The sequence below is a fragment of the Sphingopyxis sp. Soil_C_28 genome, from assembly GCF_057657055.1.
Map to the genome: position 1 here is coordinate 1568191 of NZ_JBDGJE010000001.1, position 20135 is coordinate 1588325.

Genomic DNA, 20135 nt, shown 5'->3' on the forward strand with positions numbered 1-20135 from the left:
CATGGCTATCGAAAAACTCCTGATCGCCAACCGCGGCGAGATCGCGCTGCGCATCCACCGCGCGTGCCACGAAATGGGCATCAAGACCGTCGCGGTGCATTCGACCGCCGACACCGACGCGATGCACGTCCGCTTGGCCGACGAGGCCGTGTGCATCGGCCCGCCGGCGGCGAAGGACAGCTATCTCAACATCCCCGCGATCATCTCGGCAGCCGAAATCACCGGCGCCGACGCGATCCATCCGGGCTATGGCTTCCTGTCCGAAAACGAGCGTTTCGCCGAGATCATCGAAGCGCATGACATGATCTTCGTCGGGCCGAAGCCCGAGCATATCCGCACCATGGGCGACAAGGTCGAGGCAAAGCGCACCGCGGTCGCGCTCGGCCTGCCGGTCGTTCCGGGTTCGCCCGGCGCGGTCACCTATGGCGACGAGGCGCGCAGGATTGCCGAGGGCATCGGCTATCCGGTGCTGATCAAGGCGGCATCGGGCGGCGGCGGACGCGGGATGAAGGTCGTTCCCGATGCCGACAGCCTCGAAAGTCTGATGGGTCAGGCTTCGAGCGAAGCGGCGGCGGCGTTCGGCGATCCGACCGTTTATATGGAAAAATATCTCGGCAATCCGCGCCACATCGAATTTCAGGTGTTTGGCGACGGCCGGGGTACGGCGATCCACCTTGGCGAGCGCGACTGTTCGCTTCAGCGCCGCCACCAGAAAGTGCTCGAAGAAGCCCCCTCGCCGATCATCTCGGCCGACGAGCGAGCGCGTATGGGCAAGGTGTGCGCCGACGCGATGGCGGCAATGCAATATCGCGGCGCCGGCACGATCGAGTTTCTGTGGGAAAATGGCGAGTTCTTCTTCATCGAGATGAACACGCGCATCCAGGTCGAACATCCGGTGACCGAAATGATCACCGGTTTCGACCTCGTCCGCGAACAGATTCGTATCGCCGGCGGCCGCGACCTGTCGGTGAAGCAGGAAGATCTGGAATTTCGCGGTCATGCGATGGAATGCCGCATCAACGCCGAGGACCCGCGCACCTTCATGCCCTCGCCGGGCAAGGTCACCAATTATCACGCCGCGGGCGGCATGCATGTGCGCGTCGATAGCGGGCTTTACGCCGGCTATTCGATCCCGCCCTATTACGACAGCATGATCGGCAAGCTGATCGTTTACGGCCGCACGCGCGAAAGCTGCATGATGCGGATGCGCCGCGCGCTCGAGGAAATGGTGATCGGCGGGGTGAAGACGAATATTCCGCTGCATCAGGCGCTGCTCGCCGATCCCGATGTCATTCACGGCGATTACACGATCAAATGGCTCGAAGAATGGCTGGCGCGGCAGGATGAAGAGGCCAAGGCCTGACAATCCAATAAATAGGGATAGTCCCTATTTAATCGCTTCGGTCGCTCTGATCCAAAGCGCTGCCTCTGGTTAAAGGGGGACTGTCCCTATTTATTGGAGATGCGCCGAACTGTGCGCCACCTCACTTTCACTGTGGATGCTTTTTGGCTATGGGCTTTAACCATGGTCAAAAACTCCCCCTTTTCGGCGCGTCCCGTTGCGGCGCTTCTTCTTCCGCTGAGCCTGCTCGCGGCGCCCGCTTTCGCGCAGCCGGGGGTCAAGGAAGATTCGGTGATCCTCCAGCCCGACAAGGTGAAGGACGACGCGCCTGTCGTCGCGGTCCAGATCGACATGCCGAGTTGGTCGGAAGAGAATGCGACCGCGCTCCTGAGCTTCATCGAAAAGGTCGGCGACGAAGGCCTGTTCGCAAAGGACTATAACCCCGACGGCCTCGCCGCCGCGATCCTTGGCGGTGATCAGGCGAAACTCGACAAGGCTGCGACCGACAGCTTCCTGTTGCTCGCCACGCACCTGCGCGACGGCCGCACGCCCAATGCAGCGCGCAAACAATGGTTCATGGTCGACAGCGACGGCGACAGCGAACCCTTGCTCTCGCTACTCACCGCCGCGCTCGGCGCCGGCACGGTGACAGAAACGCTCGCGACGCTCGACCCTGTGCATCCCGACTTTGCGGCGCTCAAAACGTCGCTCAAGAAAGCGAAGACGCCCGCCGACGCCAACGCGATCCGCGTCAATATGGAACGCTGGCGCTGGATGCCGCGCGCGCTCGGCGAACGCTATGTGGTCAGCAACGTACCCGAATATCTGACCCGCGTCGTCCACGGCGGCACGATCATCGCGACCCACAAGGCCGTGGTAGGCAAGGCGACGACCGCGACGCCGCAACTCAATCCGATGGCAACCGGCATCATCGTCAACCCGACCTGGACGCTGCCACGCAGCATCATCAATGAAGGCATTGGCGCAACCATCGCCAACAACCCGGCATCAGCGCGCGCGCAGGGTTATACCTGGACGGGCAAGGGCAAGACGCTGTCGGTGGTACAAAAGGCCGGACCGAACAACGCGCTCGGCGTGATGAAAATGGAAATGCTCAACGAGCATGCGATCTATTTGCACGACACGCCATCGAAGGGCGCGTTCGCTGCCGCTGCGCGCGCCTTCAGCCACGGCTGTATCCGCACCGAGCGCGCACTGCATTTCTCCGGCCTGATGGCAGTGATGTTCGCGGGCAAAAGCCCCGAAGAGTTTGGCGAGGCAATCGCTAGCGGCGAAACCACGCGCTTCGGCTTCGACCAGCCCTTCCCCGTCTATGTCGCTTATTGGACCGTCATTCCCGATGGCAAGGGCAGCGTGAAGAAACTCGCCGACATCTACGGCCGCGACGCGCCCGTCGTGGCGAGCTTCGCCAAGCCCGGCCGCCCGACCGCAACGATCATCGCACCCAAGCCGCCCGAAGTCGTGCCAACGGTCACCACCGCGCGCGCGACAACGCCGGGGACGAGCGGGATTTATTGAGAAATATCCGGTTTCGACCAAGAGTTGCCGTTGATCCTCCCTGTGGCGAAGCCATGGGGAGGTGGCAGCGCGAAGCGCTGACGGAGGGGCGATGGAGCCGACGTTGCCGCCCCTCCACCATCCGCTTCTCGGACGGTCCCCCTCCCCATCGCTGCGCGACCGGGAGGATGAAAAGGTCCGCTTCCCACCCCAAAGCGGGCGTCGCGATTAATCCGCCGTCTTCGGCAACGGCCCGCTGAACGAACTCGCGCGCCGCAGATTCTCCATCCCCGGCAGCGGATCGGCCGGCGGCAGTTCGAACGGCTTGGGCATCGGCGGCGGCAGGCTGAGCCGATCTGCGAACAGCAGCCGTCCCGGGCCGAGCTTGTAGAGGATCATCGGCAGCAGCTCTTCGCCAAAGACGAAGCAGCCTTCGCTGCGCCCCAGCTTGCCCTGCGTCGCGATCAGCGCCGGATCGGCATACCAGGCGCCATGAACGACGATCGCACGCGAATCGGCCGAATAATTGTCGGGCTCCAGCCCCGCGAGCCGCATCGACGATCCGTTGGCGCCCCAATAATAATCGCTGGTGCGATACGCGCCTCGCGACGTCGCGAGCGATCCCACCCGGTTCGAGAAATTCTTGAGCCAACCGTCATGCTGCGGATCGGACCCGCGGCCATGCGTCACCGGGAACATGTCGACCTTGCCTGCGATCATGTCGACCAGTGCGAAGCGCGGGCGCGAAGACGGCAGGCCGAAATCGACGACGCCGACGCGGTCGCTCTGCGGGATATTGCGTCCCTGCATCGCCAGCTGTTTCCTCGCGACGGCCAGATAATCCACCGGCGGCGGCAAAGGCGCCACCGGCTGCTGAATCCAGTTGGGCAGCTGCGCGCGGGCGGGCACGGCGGCCATGGCCCCCGCTCCTGCCATCGCGGCGAGTAACGCCCTGCGATCGATTAATTCATTCACTTGCAACACAACCCCGCATTGGCCGCCTGTGACGGTCCGTCGACTTTGCATAAGTCGTGTTTCGGCCGCGAAAGGCAAGCAGGTGGTTCCCCTTCATGCGGGAGGATGTGCCATATATGCTATGAATAGCGAGTTTACGCTGCTGTAAGGCTGCGTTAGGGCGGGCGCTATGAACGCGACCATCTGGCACAACCCCGCTTGCGGCACCTCGCGCAAGACGCTGGCGATCCTTCAGGAAACCCCCGGCGTCGAGCTGACCGTCATCGAATATCTGAAAAACCCGTACAGCGCGGACAAGCTGCGCCAGCTGTTCAAGGATGCCGGCCTGACCGCTCGCGACGCGTTGCGCCTGCGCGGCACCGACGCCGAAGAGCGGGGCCTGAAGGACGCGAGCGATGACGAAATCCTCGCCGCGATGGCCGCTAACCCGGCCTATGTCGAACGCCCGATCGTCGAAACCGACAAGGGCGTCCGTCTGTGCCGCCCGCAGGATTTGGTGCGCGAAATCCTCTAACCCGCTGCGATCCGCCCACCGGCGATGCGAAAGCGCGTGACCGGTCCCGGCATCTCGTCGAACAGCGCCGCTTCGGTCCCCGTCAGCCACGCCTGCCCGCCCTGCCCCGCCAGTCGCTCATAGAGTGCACCGCGGCGCAGCGGATCCAGATGCGCCGCAACCTCGTCAAGCAGCAGAACCGGGCGCTGTCCGCGCGCGCGCGCGACGCTATCGCTATGCGCGAGGACGAGCGAGAGCAGCATCGCCTTTTGCTCGCCGGTCGAACAGCGCGCGGCGGCGCGCCCCGTCGCCGCGTGGATGGCCGAGAGATCGTCGCGGTGCGGTCCTGCGGTGGCCCGGCCCGCCGCGGCATCGATCCGGCGGCGCGATGCAAACAGCGTTTTCAACGCTTCGACGTCATGCGGCGCCTGACGCGGCTGCCCATCGCTGTCGATCAGTGTCAGTATCGGGCGCGCAAAGGGCGCGTCGGGCTGCCCCGCGAGTTCGGCGGACAGGCCGGCCAACATCCGCTGCCGCGCGGCATCCATCGCCGCGCCATGTTCGGCAAGCTGCGCCTCAAGGCTTGTAAGCCATTGCTGGTCGACCTGCCCCGGATCGGCCAGCAATTTCCCGCGCGCGCGGAGCGCCGCCTCGTAGCGATTGCTGTGCTGCGCATGCCGCGGATCAAGCGCGAGAACGAGCCGGTCGAGAAAGCGTCGCCGGTTGCCGGCGGTCTCGACGAACAGCCGGTCCATCGCGGGGGTCAGCCACAGCACCGCCAACCACTCGCCGAGCGCGGTCGCAGCCGCCGCCGCGCCATTGACACGCACGATCCGCCGCCCGGGCTGCGCGGCCTCGATCCCGGTCCCCAGCGCTACCGGCGCCAGATCCGCGCCCGCCTGAACCTCGGCAAAGACCGCGAACCCCCCGCTCGCTCCGTCGCGCACCATGTCGGACAGCGCGGCGCGGCGCAGCCCGCGGCCGGGCGCGAGCAGCGAGATCGCTTCCAATATGTTGGTCTTGCCCGCGCCATTATCCCCGTGCAGCGCGACGAGCCCCGGGGCGGCCGCCATGTCCGCGCCGGCGTGATTGCGAAAATCGGTCAACGAAAGGCGGGTCAGCGTCATCTGGCTTTGCGCCTACCTCAGTGCACCGTGCGATTCCAGCCCGGCGCCGCCGAAGGTTGCATTGAAATTTTTCCGACTATCGGTGATTTTCACCATCGCAGCGCATTTTTCGCGCTGAAATAATATGTCGCCAACCCAAAAACCCCGGTTAACCGCCAATGAATGAAATTGGCACGGTCCCTGCAATACTGTTGGCATCCACCGGACAGTCCGGATGGAAGGTTCAAGGAAGGAAAATATCATGGCCCATTTCAATGTCGACTCGTTCAAGAGCTACGCGATCGCCGCAGTTGCTTCGCTTTACTGCTCGATGATGTTCCTCGCTGCCGTCGGTTCGCACGGCCTGGTCGCCTGACCAGCCGCGGCGCTTAATAACGCCGGCCAGGCGGCCGGGATGGAAAGGAAAGAAATGAAACAGGGTTTTCGCAAGAATCGTCGCGATGGTGTGATTTTCGGCGTGTGCGCCGGAATGTCGGACCAGTTCGGCATCGACGTCTTGTGGACGCGCGTCGGCTTTGTTGCCCTGACGCTTTTGGGCTTCGGCCTGCCTCTGCTGCTGTACCTCGCCGTCGCGATCCTCGCGCCCTAGGACAGAGCATAAGGGCCGGACGCTTTCAAAGCGCAATCGCACCGGCCCGCATATCCCAGGACCAAGGGCTCACCGGCCACCCCCGGTGGGCCCTTTTCTATTTCGGCCGCACGGAGAAGCGATAGGGGATGTACAGGAATACCTCGGTCGCGCTCGCCTGCGCCCAGATCAACTGCTCGTTTAGCCCCTGCACCTCGACGCCATAGTCCGCCCCGAAAGCACCCGCCGTCTTGAGCGCCTCGGCCGCAACCAGCTTCACAATCTCCGGGCGATATTGATCGGGGTTGATGATCGTCAGGGTGATACCGCCGCGCCGCTCCATCAACGCGCGACCCTCGGCGGGCACCGCCTTGATAAAATTGTCGATCCGCGATTGTGCGCTACCGACTGATCCGGCGAGCTTCGCTTTCACGAACACCGATATTTCGCTGGTGTCGGGACGGCCGCCGCCCGAAAAAACGAGGTCGCGGAAATTGGCGGCGGTCACCTTCGTCAGTTCGAACTCGCCGGTGACGAGTTCGACCCCCGCAGCCTCGGCGCGGCGGATCGCGGCTTCGATCATCGCGTGGATCTCGCGCTTGCGGACCGCCTCGTCGCGCGAGTCCGAGGTGAACTTTACCGGCTGGATCGCGCTGTCGGCGGGACGCCGCAGTCCGACAACGGTCTGTTCGTCCGAAAGATAATCGGCCGAGGCACGTTGCCCCGTGACCACCACTTCGCCCACGATATTGCTGTTGTCTTGCGCTTGTGCCGGCAGCGCGACCGCCAACAGCGCTGCGCCGATCAGATAGACTCGCATCGCCCGTCTCCCTCCCGTTGAAGCGAGGAAGCTAACAGTTTGGCGCCAAAGAAAAAGCCCCGCCGGATCGCTCCGGCGGGGCTTATCTTTTTCAGGCTGTCACCCGAGAGCGAGAATAGGCTTACGCCTCGTCGCCCTTGATCAGGTAATCGCCGGCATCGGCATCGCTGCCGTGCGTTTCGCCTTCGACAGCGCCCAGCGGATCGTCACCCAGTGCGGCTTCGGGGCCTTGCGCCAGTTCGGCGGCATGCTCTTCGGCTGCGCTCTGCGGCGCGATCAGATGCGCCTGGTTCGCGGCGCGCATGGAGGCACGCAGCGCGGCATCCTTGCTCGACGCGGTAACGCGAACGCGGTTCATGGCAGCGCCGGTACCCGCCGGGATGAGGCGGCCGACGATGACATTTTCCTTGAGGCCCTGCAGCGAGTCGATCTTGCCCTGCACCGAAGCCTCGGTGAGAACGCGGGTCGTCTCCTGGAAGGACGCCGCCGAAACGAAGCTGCGCGTCTGCAGGCTCGCCTTGGTGATGCCCAGCAGAACCGGGCGGCCTTCGGCGTGCTTGCCATTCTTCGGCAGCTTGGCGTTATATTCCATCATCTCCAGATAATCGAGCTGTTCGCCCGGCAGCAACGTCGTGTCGCCGCCTTCGGTGATCTCGACCTTCTGCAGCATTTGGCGAACGATCACTTCGATATGCTTATCGTTGATCTTCACGCCCTGCAGACGGTAAACTTCCTGGATTTCCGCGACGAGATATTCGGCCAGCGCCTCGACGCCCATGACGTCGAGAATGTCGTGCGGGTTCGGCGAACCGCTGATCAGCGCGTCGCCGCGCTTGACCTGGTCGCCTTCCTGCACTTCCAATACCTTCGACTTGGGGATCAGATACTCGACCGTATCGCCTTCTTCCGGAACGATCGCGATCTTGCGCTTCGCCTTGTAATCCTTGACGAATTCAATGCGGCCGCTGATCTTCGCGATAACGCTGTTGTCCTTCGGAATGCGCGCTTCGAACAGCTCGGCAACACGCGGCAGACCGCCGGTGATGTCGCGCGTCTTCGACGCTTCGCGGCTGACACGGGCCAGAACGTCACCCGCCTGGACCGTCTGACCGTCCTCGACCGAAAGCATCGTGCCGACTGCAAGCAGATAGCGTGCCGCTTCACCCGACTGATCGTCGAGCAAGGTCAGGCGCGGCTGAAGGTCTTCCTTCTTGGCGCGGCCCGCCGAGCGATATTCGATCACGACGCGCTGGGCGATGCCCGTCGCTTCGTCGACCTGTTCGATCAGGGTCTTGGTGTCTTCCAGATCCTGATACTTCACGATGCCCTGCTTTTCGGTGATGAGCGGCATGGTGAACGGATCCCATTCGGCAATCCGCTCGCCCTTCTTCACCTTCTCGCCATCCTTGTGCAGGATCTGCGCACCATAAGGCAGCTTGTGCGACGCGCGTTCGCGGCCTTCGCTGTCGATGATCGCGATTTCACCCGAACGCGCGAGCGCCAGACGGCGGCCACGCTGATCGACGATGGTGTGCATTTCGCGATATTCGATCGTGCCGTCCGAAATCGCTTCGGCGTTCGACTGCTCGTTGACCTGCGCCGCACCACCGATGTGGAACGTACGCATCGTCAGCTGCGTGCCCGGCTCACCGATCGACTGCGCAGCGATAACGCCGACAGCTTCACCGATGTTCACCGGGGTACCGCGAGCAAGGTCGCGGCCATAGCATTTGCCGCAAACACCCAGCACCGCTTCGCAAACCAGCGGCGAACGGATCTTGACCGACTGGACTTCGGCATCTTCGATCCGCTGCGTCGTCGGTTCGTCGAGCAAAGTGCCGACGGGCGCGATGATGTTGCCGTCCTTGTCGACCACATCTTCGAGCGTCGTACGGCCGAGGATACGCTCACCCAGCGAGGCGATCGTCGAACCGCCCTGGATGATCGCACGCATTTCCATGCCGCGTTCGGTGCCGCAATCTTCCTCGATCACGACGCAGTCCTGCGACACGTCGACCAGACGGCGGGTCAGATAACCCGAGTTTGCCGTCTTGAGCGCCGTATCGGCCAGGCCCTTACGCGCACCGTGGGTCGAGTTGAAATACTCGAGAACGGTGAGGCCTTCCTTGAAGTTCGAGATGATCGGCGTTTCGATGATCTCGCCCGACGGCTTGGCCATCAGGCCGCGCATGCCGGCAAGCTGCTTCATCTGCGCCTGCGAACCACGAGCACCCGAGTGGGCCATCATATAGATCGAGTTGATCGGGGCGAGACGACCCGTTTTCGGATCCTTCGGCTCGGCCCGAATTTCGTCCATCATCGCGTTTGCGACCTTGTCGCCGCACTGCGACCAGGCGTCGATGGCCTTGTTGTACTTTTCCTGCTGCGTGATCAGGCCGTCCTGATACTGCTGCTCGAAATCCTTCACGAGCGCGCGGGTATCGTTGACCATACCTTCCTTCGAATCGGGGATGATCATGTCATCCTTGCCGAAGGAAATGCCCGCCATGAACGCGTGGCGGAAGCCCAGCGCCATGATGGCATCGGCAAACAGCACGGTCTCTTTCTGGCCGGTGTGACGATAGACCTGATCGATCACGTCGCCGATTTCCTTCTTCGTCAACAGGCGGTTGACGACGTCGAAGGGAACGGTGTGCGATTTGGGCAGGCATTCGGCAATCAGCATACGACCGGGGGTCGTTTCGAAGCGCTGAAAATATTCATTGCCCTTCTCATCGGTCTGCGGAATGCGGCTCGTCACCTTGGTGTGCAGCGTGACCGCACCGATGAACAAGGCCTGGTGCACTTCGGCCATATCGGCCAGCAACATGCCTTCGCCCGGCTCGCCGGGGCGTTCCATCGACAGATAATAGAGACCCAGCACCATGTCCTGCGACGGAACGATGATCGGCTTGCCGTTCGCGGGGCTCAGGATATTGTTCGTCGACATCATCAGGACGCGGCATTCCAGCTGCGCCTCGAGGCTCAGCGGAACGTGCACGGCCATCTGATCGCCGTCGAAATCGGCGTTGAATGCCGAGCAGACCAGCGGGTGAAGCTGGATCGCCTTGCCTTCGATCAGCACGGGCTCGAACGCCTGGATGCCCAGACGGTGAAGCGTCGGAGCGCGGTTCAGCATGACCGGGTGCTCGCGAATGACTTCGTCGAGGATGTCCCAGACTTCCTTGCGTTCCTTTTCGACCCACTTCTTCGCCTGTTTCAGGGTCATCGACAGACCCTTGGCGTCGAGGCGCGCATAGATGAACGGCTTGAACAGTTCGAGCGCCATCTTCTTCGGCAGGCCGCACTGGTGGAGCTTGAGTTCGGGACCGGTCACGATGACCGAACGGCCCGAATAGTCGACGCGCTTGCCGAGCAGGTTCTGACGGAAGCGGCCCTGCTTGCCCTTGAGCATGTCGGACAGCGACTTCAGCGGACGCTTGTTGGCGCCCGTGATCGTGCGGCCGCGACGGCCGTTATCGAACAAGGCGTCGACGGCTTCCTGCAGCATGCGCTTTTCGTTGCGGACGATGATGTCCGGCGCACGCAGTTCCATCAGGCGCTTCAAACGGTTGTTACGGTTGATCACGCGGCGATAGAGATCGTTGAGATCCGACGTCGCGAAACGGCCGCCGTCGAGCGGCACCAGAGGGCGCAGTTCGGGCGGGATCACGGGGACGACTTCGAGGATCATCCATTCGGGGCGGTTGCCGGAATCGATGAACGATTCCACGACCTTGAGGCGCTTGATGATCTTCTTGGGCTTCAGCTCCGACTTGGTCGTCGCCAGATCTTCCATCAGATCGGCACGTTCCTGCTCGAGATCGAGATTCTCGAGGAGCACGCGGATCGCTTCGGCGCCGATGCCGGCCGAAAAAGCGTCCTCGCCATATTCGTCCTGCGCGTCGAGCAGTTCGTCTTCGGTCAGAAGCTGGAACTTCTCGAGCGGCGTCAGGCCGGGCTCAAGAACGATATAGGCTTCGAAATAGAGGACGCGCTCAAGCTGCTTCAGCTGCATGTCGAGCAGCAGGCCGATGCGCGACGGCAGCGACTTCAGGAACCAGATGTGCGCAACCGGCGCGGCGAGCTCGATATGGCCCATGCGCTCGCGGCGGACCTTGGTCACCGTGACTTCGACACCGCATTTTTCGCAGACGATGCCCTTGTATTTCATGCGCTTATACTTGCCGCACAGGCATTCATAATCCTTGATCGGACCAAAGATGCGCGCGCAGAACAGGCCGTCACGCTCGGGCTTGAACGTGCGGTAGTTGATGGTTTCGGGCTTCTTGATCTCGCCGAACGACCACGAACGAATACGCTCGGGGCTCGCGATGCCGATCTTGATCATGTCGAAAGTTTCGGGCTTCGCGACCGGGTTCATGAAGTTGGTAAGCTGGTTCATATTCTAGCTCCACTCTTCCCCCCTCGCGCTAAGCGAAGGGGGTGAGGATAAGATCTTATTCGGCGGCTTCGGGAAGGGCATCCGGGAGATTGTCGGGGTCTTCTTCTGCATAGGAAGACAGTTCGACATTGAGGCCCAGCGAGCGCATTTCCTTGACGAGCACGTTGAAGCTTTCGGGAATGCCGGCCTCGAAGGTGTCGTCGCCCTTGACGATCGCTTCGTAAACCTTGGTGCGGCCGATCACGTCATCGGACTTCACGGTCAGCATTTCCTGAAGCGTGTACGCCGCGCCATAAGCCTGCAGCGCCCACACTTCCATTTCACCGAAGCGCTGGCCACCGAACTGCGCCTTACCGCCCAGCGGCTGCTGGGTAACAAGCGAGTACGGCCCGATCGAACGCGCGTGGATCTTGTCGTCGACCAGGTGATGGAGCTTCAACATATAGATGTAGCCCACGGTCACCTTACGGTCGAAACGATCGCCCGTGCGGCCGTCGTACAGGTCCGACTGACCCGATTCATGCAGACCCGCGAGGGTCAGCATGTTCGTGACGTCGGCTTCCTTCGCGCCATCGAACACCGGGGTCGCGAACGGAACGCCAACGCGCAGGTTGTCGGCCAGTTCGATGATGCTTTCGGCATCGCGTCCCTTGATGTCGTCGGCATATTCGGCGCCATAGACATGCTCGAGGGCGTCACGCACGGCTTCGGGCATCTGCCCGCCGACCGCGTCGGGATTGGCATCGCGCCACTCGTCGAGCGCCGTCGTCACCTGACGACCCAGACCGCGCGAAGCCCAACCAAGGTGGGTTTCAAGGATCTGCCCGACGTTCATGCGCGACGGCACGCCCAGCGGGTTCAGCACGATGTCGACATGCGTGCCGTCTTCGAGGAACGGCATGTCCTCGACCGGCAGCATGCGCGAGATGACGCCCTTATTGCCGTGACGGCCGGCCATTTTGTCGCCCGGCTGCAGCTTGCGCTTCACCGCAACGAAGACCTTGACCATCTTGAGCACGCCCGGGGCGAGTTCGTCGCCGCGCTGCAGCTTTTCGACGCGATCTTCATATTTCGCGTTGATGCGCTTGATCGCGTCGTCATACTGCGCCTTGATCGCTTCGAGAGCGGTCTGGCTGTTGTCTTCGACAACCGCCAGCTTCCACCAATCGGCACGATCGAGTTCGGTCAGCATCTCTTCGGTAACGACGTCGCCCTTCTTCAGGCCCTTCGGAACCGCGCTGGTCGCCTGACCGATCAGGATATCCTTGAGGCTGGAGAAGGTCGCACGGTTGAGGATCGCGCGCTCGTCGTCGGCATCCTGCTTCAGACGCTCGATTTCTTCGCGTTCGATCGCGATCGCACGTTCGTCCTTGTCGATACCATGACGGTTGAAGACGCGGACTTCGACGACCGTGCCCGAAACGCCCGGCGGCAGGCGAAGCGAGGTGTCGCGCACGTCGCTCGCCTTTTCACCGAAGATCGCGCGCAGCAGCTTTTCTTCCGGCGTCATCGGCGATTCACCCTTGGGGGTGATCTTGCCGGCCAGAATGTCGCCCGGGCCGACTTCGGCGCCGATATAGACGATGCCCGCTTCGTCGAGGTTGCGAAGCGCTTCCTCGCCGACGTTCGGGATGTCGCGCGTGATGTCCTCTGGCCCCAGGCGCGTGTCGCGCGCGGTGACTTCGAATTCCTCGATGTGGATCGAGGTGAAGACGTCGTCCTTCACGATGCGTTCGCTGATGAGGATACTATCCTCATAGTTATAGCCGTTCCACGGCATGAACGCGACGAGCACATTCTTGCCGAGCGCCAGTTCGCCCAGTTCGGTCGACGGGCCGTCGGCGATGATATCGCCGGTGCGGACCACTTCGCCCACCTTCACCAGCGGACGCTGGTTGATGCAGGTGTTCTGGTTCGAACGCTGGAACTTCTGGAGGCGATAGATGTCGACGCCCGACTTGCCGGGTTCGACCATATCGGTCGCACGGATAACGATACGCGTCGCATCGACCTGGTCGATCACGCCGCCGCGGCGCGCCGCGATGGCAGCACCGGAGTCACGCGCAACGGTTTCTTCCATGCCGGTGCCGACGACCGGAGCCTCTGCCCGCAGCAGCGGCACAGCCTGACGCTGCATGTTCGAACCCATGAGCGCGCGGTTGGCGTCATCGTTTTCGAGGAACGGGATCAGCGATGCCGCGACCGAAACAAGCTGCTTCGGCGACACGTCCATCAGCGTGATCTGATCGCGCGGGGCCATCAGGAACTCGCCGGCTTCACGCGCCGAGATCAGCTCGTCGATAAAGCTGCCATCGTCGTTGAGATCGGCGTTCGCCTGCGCAACGGTGTGCTTCTGCTCTTCCATCGCCGAGAGGTAGACGACGTCGGTCGTCACCTTGCCGTCGATGATCTTGCGGTACGGGGTTTCGATAAAGCCGTACTTGTTGACGCGCGCAAAGGTCGCGAGCGAGTTAATCAGACCGATGTTCGGGCCTTCCGGCGTTTCGATCGGACAGATACGGCCATAGTGCGTCGGGTGAACGTCGCGGACTTCGAAGCCTGCGCGTTCGCGCGTCAGACCGCCCGGCCCGAGCGCCGAAACGCGGCGCTTGTGCGTCACTTCGGACAGCGGGTTGGTCTGATCCATGAACTGCGAAAGCTGCGACGAGCCGAAGAATTCGCGAACCGCGGCGACGGCCGGCTTTGCGTTGATCAGGTCGTTCGGCATGACGGTCGACACGTCGACCGAACTCATGCGCTCCTTCACCGCGCGCTCCATGCGGAGCAGGCCGACGCGATACTGGTTTTCGAGCAGTTCGCCGACCGAGCGGACACGACGGTTGCCGAGGTTGTCGATATCGTCGATCTCGCCCTTGCCGTCCTTCAGGTTCACCAGCTCCTTGACGACGGCGAGGATGTCGTCGCTGCGCAGCGTGGTGACCGTGTCCTCGGCGTCGAGGCCCAGGCGCATGTTGAGCTTGACGCGGCCCACGGCCGACAGGTCGTAACGCTCGGGGTCAAAGAACAGCCCGCCGAACAAAGCTTCCGCGGTTTCGCGCGTCGGCGGTTCGCCGGGGCGCATGACGCGGTAGATGTCCGACAGCGCCTGATCGCGATCCTCGGCCTTGTCGGCCTTCAGCGTGTTGCGGATCCACGGGCCGGTGTTGTTGTGGTCGATGTCGAGCAGGACGAGCTTGTCGATGCCCGCGGCGTCGATCTTCTCGAGATTCTCGGCGCTCACTTCGTCGCCGGCTTCGATGTAGATCTCGCCGGTCGACTCGTTGATCAGGTCATAGGCGCTGTAACGGCCGAAGATTTCCTCGGTCGGGATCAGCAGCGTGTCGAGACCATCCTTCGCGGCCTTGTTGGCAAGGCGCGGGCTGATCTTGTGGCCGGCGGCAAAGACGACTTCGCCGGTCTTGGCGTCCACGACGTCGAACGCGGGCTTCGAACCGCGCCAGTTTTCGACCATGAAGGGCACGCGCCAGCCGTTTTCGGCGCGCTCGAAGATCAGGCGGTCATAGAAGTGGTTGAGGATTTCCTCGCCCGTCATGCCCAGCGCGTACAGCAGGCTGGTCACCGGCAGCTTGCGCTTGCGGTCGATACGGACGTTGACGATGTCCTTGGCGTCGAATTCGAAGTCGAGCCACGAACCGCGATACGGAATGACGCGAGCAGCGAACAGGAACTTGCCCGACGAGTGGGTCTTGCCGCGGTCATGGTCGAACAGCACACCCGGCGAACGGTGCATCTGCGACACGATGACGCGCTCGGTACCGTTGACGAAGAAGGTACCGTTGCCCGTCATCAGGGGCATGTCGCCCATGTAAACGTCCTGCTCCTTGATATCGAGCACCGAACGCGTGTCGGTTTCGCTGTCGACTTCAAAGACGATCAGACGCAGCGTGACCTTCATCGGCGCCGCATAGGTGATGCCGCGCTGGCGGCATTCGTCGACGTCATATTTGGGCGATTCAAGTTCGTAATGAACGAAGTCGAGCTCGGCGGTGCCGGCGAAATCGCGGATCGGGAACACGCTGCGCAGCGTCTTCTCGAGGCCCGAGACGTAACCGACAGAGGGGTCGGACCGCAGGAACTGTTCATAGGATTCGCGCTGAACCTCGATGAGGTTGGGCATTTCCACGGCTTCGTGGATGTTACCGAACAGCTTGCGGATTCGCTTGGTCGCGGTTGCTTCGAGGGCTTTGCCCACCGACTTCGCCTTGGTCGCCATAAGTGATTGTCTCGCCTGTCAAAAATCAAAATCGCGAGCGCTCCGACGCGAAAAAAGCCGCAGGCAACCGTTGCCGGTTTACCGCAGCTTTCCACGCCTGTCGAAATCCCCGCCGACCTATCCGTACAGCCCGCTGCGCAAAGTCAGGCTCTATCTCGGACGATGGGGTGAGACGGCGATATAGGATTTAGGGCCCTGGGTGTCAATGCGGACCGGCACGTTTCGGGATGCCGCATCAATTCACCGCGCCCTGCGCACGGTTCGTCATTGCGGCATAGCCCTTATCGGCTCCGGTGCGTTCGAAACCCGACCGTTCCATACCAACGCTCGTATAGGAGATCAGATTTAATGCGGAAATTTGCACGCCTTTTCACCAGCCTTTCTCTCGGCGCAGCCGCCATCGCCGTTCCGGCGATCGCCCAGGAAACCCCTGCTGCCGCGCCAACAGCCTCGGCTGCGCCCGCATCCGCAGGATTGACCGCAGGCGCCAAAGTCTTTGATTCCACCGGCGCTGAACTCGGCACCGTCACGAGCATCGATGGCGCAAATGTCGTCGTCGATCTTGGTGAGGGCAAGCAGGTCACGCTCCCAGCTAATAGCTTTGGCATGCTGGAGAAAGGTCCGACGATCGGCGCGACCAAGGCAGTCGTCGTTGCTGCGGTCGATCAGGCTACGGCTGGCGCGGACGCCAAGCTTGCGGCAGCACTGGTCCCCGGCACCGACGTGAAGAGCGCAAAGGGCGCAACAGTCGTCGGCAAGGTGAAACTGGCGGAGGCCGATGGTGTCGTCCTGACCACTCCGACTGGCGACGTGAAGCTGCCGCGCAACGCGTTTTTCGTTGGAGCTCACGGCCTCGCGACGAGCTTCACCGCCGAACAATTCGCCGCGGCCGTCGCACAAGCTTCGCCAGCATCAGCCGCGCAAACGGAAGCAACCGCCCCGGCGGACGCCGTAGCGGAAGAAGCGGCCGAATAAACTGTAATGATGAATGGATAAGGGCGCGGTTTTTCCCGCGCCCTTTTTCATGCGCGCTGCGCGCTAGAAAACACCCTTCAGCAGATTGGCCGGGTTCCGGCGAAGCGCCGCCTCCTCGCCCGCCATATAATGAAAAATGCCTTTCAGCGCCTGTTCGGTCACCGACCGCGTCAGCCCGTCGCGCGTCAATCCGGCCGACGCCATCAGCTGATTGCCCTTCGACAGCTGGTCGAGCTGGCGATAGGCGCCGAAATTTTCGAGCGCCGAACCGATCAGCGGCGATACCTTGGTGAACAGCACGCTCCCTGCGCTCGTCTGAAGATAGCGCGTCGCGCCATCATTCTTCGTCACCAGCGCCGGTGCATCGCTCCAGCGCAGATTGTCGATCGCGGCGCGAAACACTGGCTTGGCCTCGCCCGCCGCCTTGCCGCCGGCATCGTTCAGGCTTTTGGTCAGATTGGTCGTGAGCCCCAGCCTGTCGCCCATGCCGAACAATTTCGAAGCGAGCTTCCCGTTCGCGCCCGGCAACAATATGCGCACCGCGGTATCGGCGTAAAAGGCCCCCGGCTGCGCGAGTTTGTCGAGCGCGCCGTCGGAGGCATTGCCGATCAGCCCCTTCACGCCGCTCTTGGGCAGTTTGGCAAAAGCCCATGGCGCGCCGGCCAGTGCGAACATCCCGGCCATCCCCGCCAGCAACATCCGCCGTGTCGCCCTTGCCTCTTCGGTATCCATGATGTGCCTTCCGCTGCCAATGCTCGCTGCCGAACCCTATCAGCAAACTTGCCGCCACCAAAGCGCGATGAGGCGGGACAGGGTTGGTGAATGGCGCCCGTTACGTGCGCGCGAATGTCGGCTTTGGGGTGGTTAGCTGCCGTTCCCGGCGACGCTCAGTGGCGGGTGCCCGACATTGAGAAGTCGCAAAATCTGTTCACCTTTGTGGGTCAGGTCGATCGAGGTGTTCACCATGATGGTGGGATCAGGAGCATCAACGCCGAACGCCTTGCGCAATAAATTTGACGATTCCTCTTGCGGAACCGGCAGGTGACCTTCTCGCCCGATCGACATTTTGACTAACCCGCGATCCGAGAGGAACAGCAGGCTTTCCAAGAAGGGGTCACGTTCATAGTTGGGGGCCATGTAGCTCAGTTCGAGGAACGAATGGGTTCCATCGCTTAGCTCATCCAAAACATGGATTACCGGGTTCCAGTCGATGTTCACTCGCTCTTGATAGCGAGGGCGTGGCGAACTTCAATGAAGGACCGCAATCGGTCGTTTCCGGTCATTCCTTCCAGATAGACCGCGCACGGCCGAAATGGGGTGGGAAGCGGACTTTTTATCCTCCCTGTCGCGCAGCGATGGGGAGGGGGACCGTCCGCGAAGCGGATGGTGGAGGGGCGGCAACGTCGGCTCCATCGCCCCTCCGTCAGCGCTTCGCGCTGCCACCTCCCCATGGCTTCGCCACAGGGAGGATCAAGGGCAACTCTCGGTCGCTACCCGCCACCAAAAACAGAGAGGCGCGGTCTTGCGACCACGCCCCTCCCCCTATCTCGCGATAATCTTGTCTTAGCGCGACGCGAGCCGCATCGGGCCGGCTTTCGATGCCCACTGGATCGCTTCGCTGCCCCCCATCGCGCGGATGAAACAGGTCTGGCCGTGCGCCTTCAACTCGTTGCAAAGGCTCGTCGCGTCGGCGCGCGTTGCAAGGCCGTTGACCGTCAGGCGATAGAAGGTGCGGCCGTTCACCGTCGCGGCGTGGCTCGACGCCGGGAAATTCGCCAGCGCGCCATTGCGCTTTTTCAGGCTGCCCCATTTTTCCTTGGCGATGCCCAGACTGTCATAGGCGCCGAGCTGAACCGCCCAGCCGTTCGGCTTCTTTGCGTCAAAGCCCATCGCCTTGGGAATCAGCACCGTCGCAAGCTCGATCGCCTGCTTCTGCGCGGGGCGAATACGCCCTTCGCCCTCGACGCGCGGCGCGGCGCGATATGGCGCGGCATCGGCAAGGATCACGTCGCCGGCGGCCTTCGGCTGCGGCAATTCGGTCACCGGAACGACACCGTCGGCGGTGCGCTCGGGCATGGGCAGTTCGACGCTGCGAATGGCGCTGCCCGCGTCGGCAAGAACCGGCGGCGGCGGTGCATAGGTGGCAACCGGCGCCGGATCGGCGCTCGCCAGCTCGACGGCGGGCGCGCCCGCAGCCATCTGCGTATCGCTGAAATTGCTGAGCGCGAGCCGTACCGGCATGCCGGCATCCTGCTGCGCCTTGGTGCCGATCAGGCTTGCGACGCGGATTTGCGAATTCGGCTGTTCGGCCAGCTTCGACCATTCGGCCATCCGCGCCTCGAGCTTGGCGATCGACAGATCCTGCGAAGCGAGAACGCGGGCCTGCACCCAGCGGCCCGACAGGGCAAAGGCGAGCGCCAGATTCTGCCGCGTGCGCGCACCCGCATCGGGCGCCCGCGCCGCTTCGCTCAGCACATAGATCGCGCCTTCGCTGTCACCCGCCAGCGCCAGCGCCAGGCCCAGATCCGATGCCGGCACCGTCTCGCGATGCTGGGTCAGCAGCGCGACCGCATCGGCATTCTTGCCCTGCGCGATCTGCGCCAGCGTCAGCGAAAGGATCGTATTGCTGTCGGTTGCGCCAAGTTCCATGGCCTCGGTCAGCGCCGCCGTCGCCGATGCGAAGCGGCCGTCGTTCAGATAGGCCTGACCCAGCAACGCACGATAGCTGCCATCGCGCGGGCTGCCCGCCACCGCCGTTTCGGCGAGGCTGACGGCCTTGCTGACCTTGCCGGCTTCGAGCGCGACGCGCGCGTCGCTGGCCGATTTGGCAGCGATCGCGGGCTTGCCGGCGGCACGCGACGGTGCGTCGGCCATCTTGCCCATCCCGCTGCAACCCGTGGCTGCACCGAGGACAAAGCCCGATACGGCCAGTTTCATCAGCATCTTGCGGTTCATGTCTGAGTCCCCTGTTCTTCGTTCAGCGCTGCACGCGACGCGGCGGGCGAGCAGCCGGCAGGCGGCTCGCCATCGCGTCGATTTCGGGCAGCGTGGACAGATATTCGTCGAGCAGATCGGTCAGGATGACCTGCGACGACCGGTTCGTCACCGCGCTCGCCAGGCGCAGGCGCAGATGGCGTTCGGCGTCGAGGCGCAGCGTGAACGCCGCCTTTTCGCGAGCGCGCAGTGCGCGCGGCGCCTTTTCCTTCTTCGGCGCAGGCACGGGACGCGCTTCGACCTTGCGGGCCACCGCGGCGACGCGCTCGATCAGCGATTCCTGCTGGCGAACGATTTCGGGAACTTCGGGCGCTTCGGCTTCGAACTGGTCGGCACCATAATCGTCGGTCAATCCGGTCACTTCGCCGGTGAATTCATCCGTCGGTTGCGGCATCAGCTCGTGCCCGACGCTCTCGTCGACCGCCTGTTCGGCCTCGACATTGTGCGCCAGCACCGATCCGGTGAGCAAAGGCTTGAGGTCGAGCATCCGCGCGGGTTCGCCCGACTGGTCGGGATCGACATCATAACCCATGTCGTTCCAGCCGAGGTCGTCATAACCGCCGGCGTTCATGGGTGCGGGGCCGCTACCGAGCGGCTGGCGGCGCATGGCGGGACGCGCTCCGCCCTTGCGGGCAAGCAGTCCGGCGCTCAGCGATGCGAGGGGTTTTGGTTCGCCCATGGTTC

15 protein-coding genes are annotated in these 20135 nt (G+C 62.9%); 5 read left to right on the plus strand and 10 right to left on the minus strand.

What is annotated here, in order from left to right; all coding sequences use genetic code 11:
- Nucleotide 1 precedes the first annotated feature (1 nt).
- Entirely contained in the window at nt 2-1363 is a 1362-nt protein-coding gene (gene accC / locus AC3A43_RS07510) for an acetyl-CoA carboxylase biotin carboxylase subunit (protein WP_487791886.1), read from the plus strand.
- Nucleotides 1364-1525: 162 nt separating this feature from the next.
- Nucleotides 1526-2881 (plus strand): L,D-transpeptidase family protein, encoded by a 1356-nt coding sequence (locus AC3A43_RS07515; RefSeq protein WP_487791887.1) that lies wholly within the window; start codon nt 1526-1528, stop codon nt 2879-2881.
- A gap of 207 nt (nt 2882-3088) precedes the next feature.
- Here AC3A43_RS07515 and AC3A43_RS07520 read toward each other — a convergent pair whose 3' ends face one another.
- Nucleotides 3089-3778, minus strand: coding sequence for a murein L,D-transpeptidase catalytic domain family protein (locus AC3A43_RS07520; protein WP_487791888.1), 690 nt, complete (start codon nt 3776-3778; stop codon nt 3089-3091).
- A gap of 226 nt (nt 3779-4004) precedes the next feature.
- Between AC3A43_RS07520 and arsC the strand changes: the two genes are divergently transcribed.
- The gene (gene arsC, locus AC3A43_RS07525; RefSeq protein WP_487791889.1) at nt 4005-4349 is read left to right on the plus strand and encodes an arsenate reductase (glutaredoxin); all 345 of its coding nucleotides are present in this window, start codon (nt 4005-4007) and stop codon (nt 4347-4349) included.
- Here the strand turns inward: arsC and recF are convergent.
- The gene (gene recF / locus AC3A43_RS07530) at nt 4346-5455 is read right to left on the minus strand and encodes a DNA replication/repair protein RecF (RefSeq protein WP_487791890.1); all 1110 of its coding nucleotides are present in this window, start codon (nt 5453-5455) and stop codon (nt 4346-4348) included. The genes arsC and recF overlap by 4 nt on opposite strands.
- A gap of 409 nt (nt 5456-5864) precedes the next feature.
- On the opposite strand from recF, the gene AC3A43_RS07535 reads away from it, so the two are divergent.
- Nucleotides 5865-6044: a PspC domain-containing protein gene (locus tag AC3A43_RS07535; RefSeq protein WP_487791891.1), complete on the plus strand. Its 180-nt coding sequence runs from the start codon at nt 5865-5867 to the stop codon at nt 6042-6044.
- A 97-nt stretch (nt 6045-6141) separates the two neighbouring features.
- Here AC3A43_RS07535 and AC3A43_RS07540 read toward each other — a convergent pair whose 3' ends face one another.
- The 4 genes from AC3A43_RS07540 to AC3A43_RS07555 all read right to left on the minus strand — a co-directional run bounded on the left by AC3A43_RS07540 (nt 6142) and on the right by AC3A43_RS07555 (nt 15846).
- Complete coding sequence (locus AC3A43_RS07540; RefSeq protein ID WP_487791892.1) at nt 6142-6843, minus strand: TonB-dependent receptor; 702 nt, start codon at nt 6841-6843, stop codon at nt 6142-6144.
- Between the two features lie 121 nt (nt 6844-6964).
- Nucleotides 6965-11248 carry a DNA-directed RNA polymerase subunit beta' gene (rpoC, locus tag AC3A43_RS07545; RefSeq protein ID WP_487791893.1) on the minus strand — a complete coding sequence of 1428 codons (4284 nt, stop codon included), beginning with the start codon at nt 11246-11248 and terminating at the stop codon, nt 6965-6967.
- A 55-nt stretch (nt 11249-11303) separates the two neighbouring features.
- The gene (rpoB, locus tag AC3A43_RS07550; RefSeq protein ID WP_487791894.1) at nt 11304-15482 is read right to left on the minus strand and encodes a DNA-directed RNA polymerase subunit beta; all 4179 of its coding nucleotides are present in this window, start codon (nt 15480-15482) and stop codon (nt 11304-11306) included.
- Nucleotides 15483-15717: 235 nt separating this feature from the next.
- Nucleotides 15718-15846 carry a hypothetical protein gene (locus AC3A43_RS07555; protein WP_487791895.1) on the minus strand — a complete coding sequence of 43 codons (129 nt, stop codon included), beginning with the start codon at nt 15844-15846 and terminating at the stop codon, nt 15718-15720.
- 110 nt (nt 15847-15956) lie between these two features.
- Here AC3A43_RS07555 and AC3A43_RS07560 point away from each other — a divergent pair, with 110 nt between their 5' ends.
- Nucleotides 15957-16457, plus strand: coding sequence for a hypothetical protein (locus AC3A43_RS07560; protein ID WP_487791896.1), 501 nt, complete (start codon nt 15957-15959; stop codon nt 16455-16457).
- Between the two features lie 63 nt (nt 16458-16520).
- Here the strand turns inward: AC3A43_RS07560 and AC3A43_RS07565 are convergent, their stop codons facing one another.
- From AC3A43_RS07565 to AC3A43_RS07580, 4 genes are all read right to left on the minus strand, one after another.
- Nucleotides 16521-17189, minus strand: coding sequence for a DUF4197 domain-containing protein (locus AC3A43_RS07565; protein ID WP_487791897.1), 669 nt, complete (start codon nt 17187-17189; stop codon nt 16521-16523).
- Nucleotides 17190-17321: 132 nt separating this feature from the next.
- Complete coding sequence (locus AC3A43_RS07570; protein ID WP_487791898.1) at nt 17322-17675, minus strand: hypothetical protein; 354 nt, start codon at nt 17673-17675, stop codon at nt 17322-17324.
- Nucleotides 17676-18020: 345 nt separating this feature from the next.
- Complete coding sequence (locus tag AC3A43_RS07575) at nt 18021-19412, minus strand: SPOR domain-containing protein (RefSeq protein WP_487791899.1); 1392 nt, start codon at nt 19410-19412, stop codon at nt 18021-18023.
- A 22-nt stretch (nt 19413-19434) separates the two neighbouring features.
- Complete coding sequence (locus AC3A43_RS07580) at nt 19435-20130, minus strand: hypothetical protein (protein WP_487791900.1); 696 nt, start codon at nt 20128-20130, stop codon at nt 19435-19437.
- Nucleotides 20131-20135 lie beyond the last annotated feature (5 nt).

Excerpts from the sequence above, each read along its gene's own strand:
- accC (WP_487791886.1), top strand. The coding sequence starts at position 2 with ATGGCTATCGAAAAACTCCTGATCGCCAACCGCGGCGAGATCGCGCTG.
- AC3A43_RS07515 (WP_487791887.1), top strand. The coding sequence starts at position 1,526 with ATGGTCAAAAACTCCCCCTTTTCGGCGCGTCCCGTTGCGGCGCTTCTT.
- AC3A43_RS07520 (WP_487791888.1), bottom strand. The coding sequence starts at position 3,778 with ATGGCCGCCGTGCCCGCCCGCGCGCAGCTGCCCAACTGGATTCAGCAG.
- arsC (WP_487791889.1), top strand. The coding sequence starts at position 4,005 with ATGAACGCGACCATCTGGCACAACCCCGCTTGCGGCACCTCGCGCAAG.
- recF (WP_487791890.1), bottom strand. The coding sequence starts at position 5,455 with ATGACGCTGACCCGCCTTTCGTTGACCGATTTTCGCAATCACGCCGGC.
- AC3A43_RS07535 (WP_487791891.1), top strand. The coding sequence starts at position 5,865 with ATGAAACAGGGTTTTCGCAAGAATCGTCGCGATGGTGTGATTTTCGGC.
- AC3A43_RS07540 (WP_487791892.1), bottom strand. The coding sequence starts at position 6,843 with ATGCGAGTCTATCTGATCGGCGCAGCGCTGTTGGCGGTCGCGCTGCCG.
- rpoC (WP_487791893.1), bottom strand. The coding sequence starts at position 11,248 with ATGAACCAGCTTACCAACTTCATGAACCCGGTCGCGAAGCCCGAAACT.
- rpoB (WP_487791894.1), bottom strand. The coding sequence starts at position 15,482 with ATGGCGACCAAGGCGAAGTCGGTGGGCAAAGCCCTCGAAGCAACCGCG.
- AC3A43_RS07565 (WP_487791897.1), bottom strand. The coding sequence starts at position 17,189 with ATGGATACCGAAGAGGCAAGGGCGACACGGCGGATGTTGCTGGCGGGG.
- AC3A43_RS07575 (WP_487791899.1), bottom strand. The coding sequence starts at position 19,412 with ATGAACCGCAAGATGCTGATGAAACTGGCCGTATCGGGCTTTGTCCTC.
- AC3A43_RS07580 (WP_487791900.1), bottom strand. The coding sequence starts at position 20,130 with ATGGGCGAACCAAAACCCCTCGCATCGCTGAGCGCCGGACTGCTTGCC.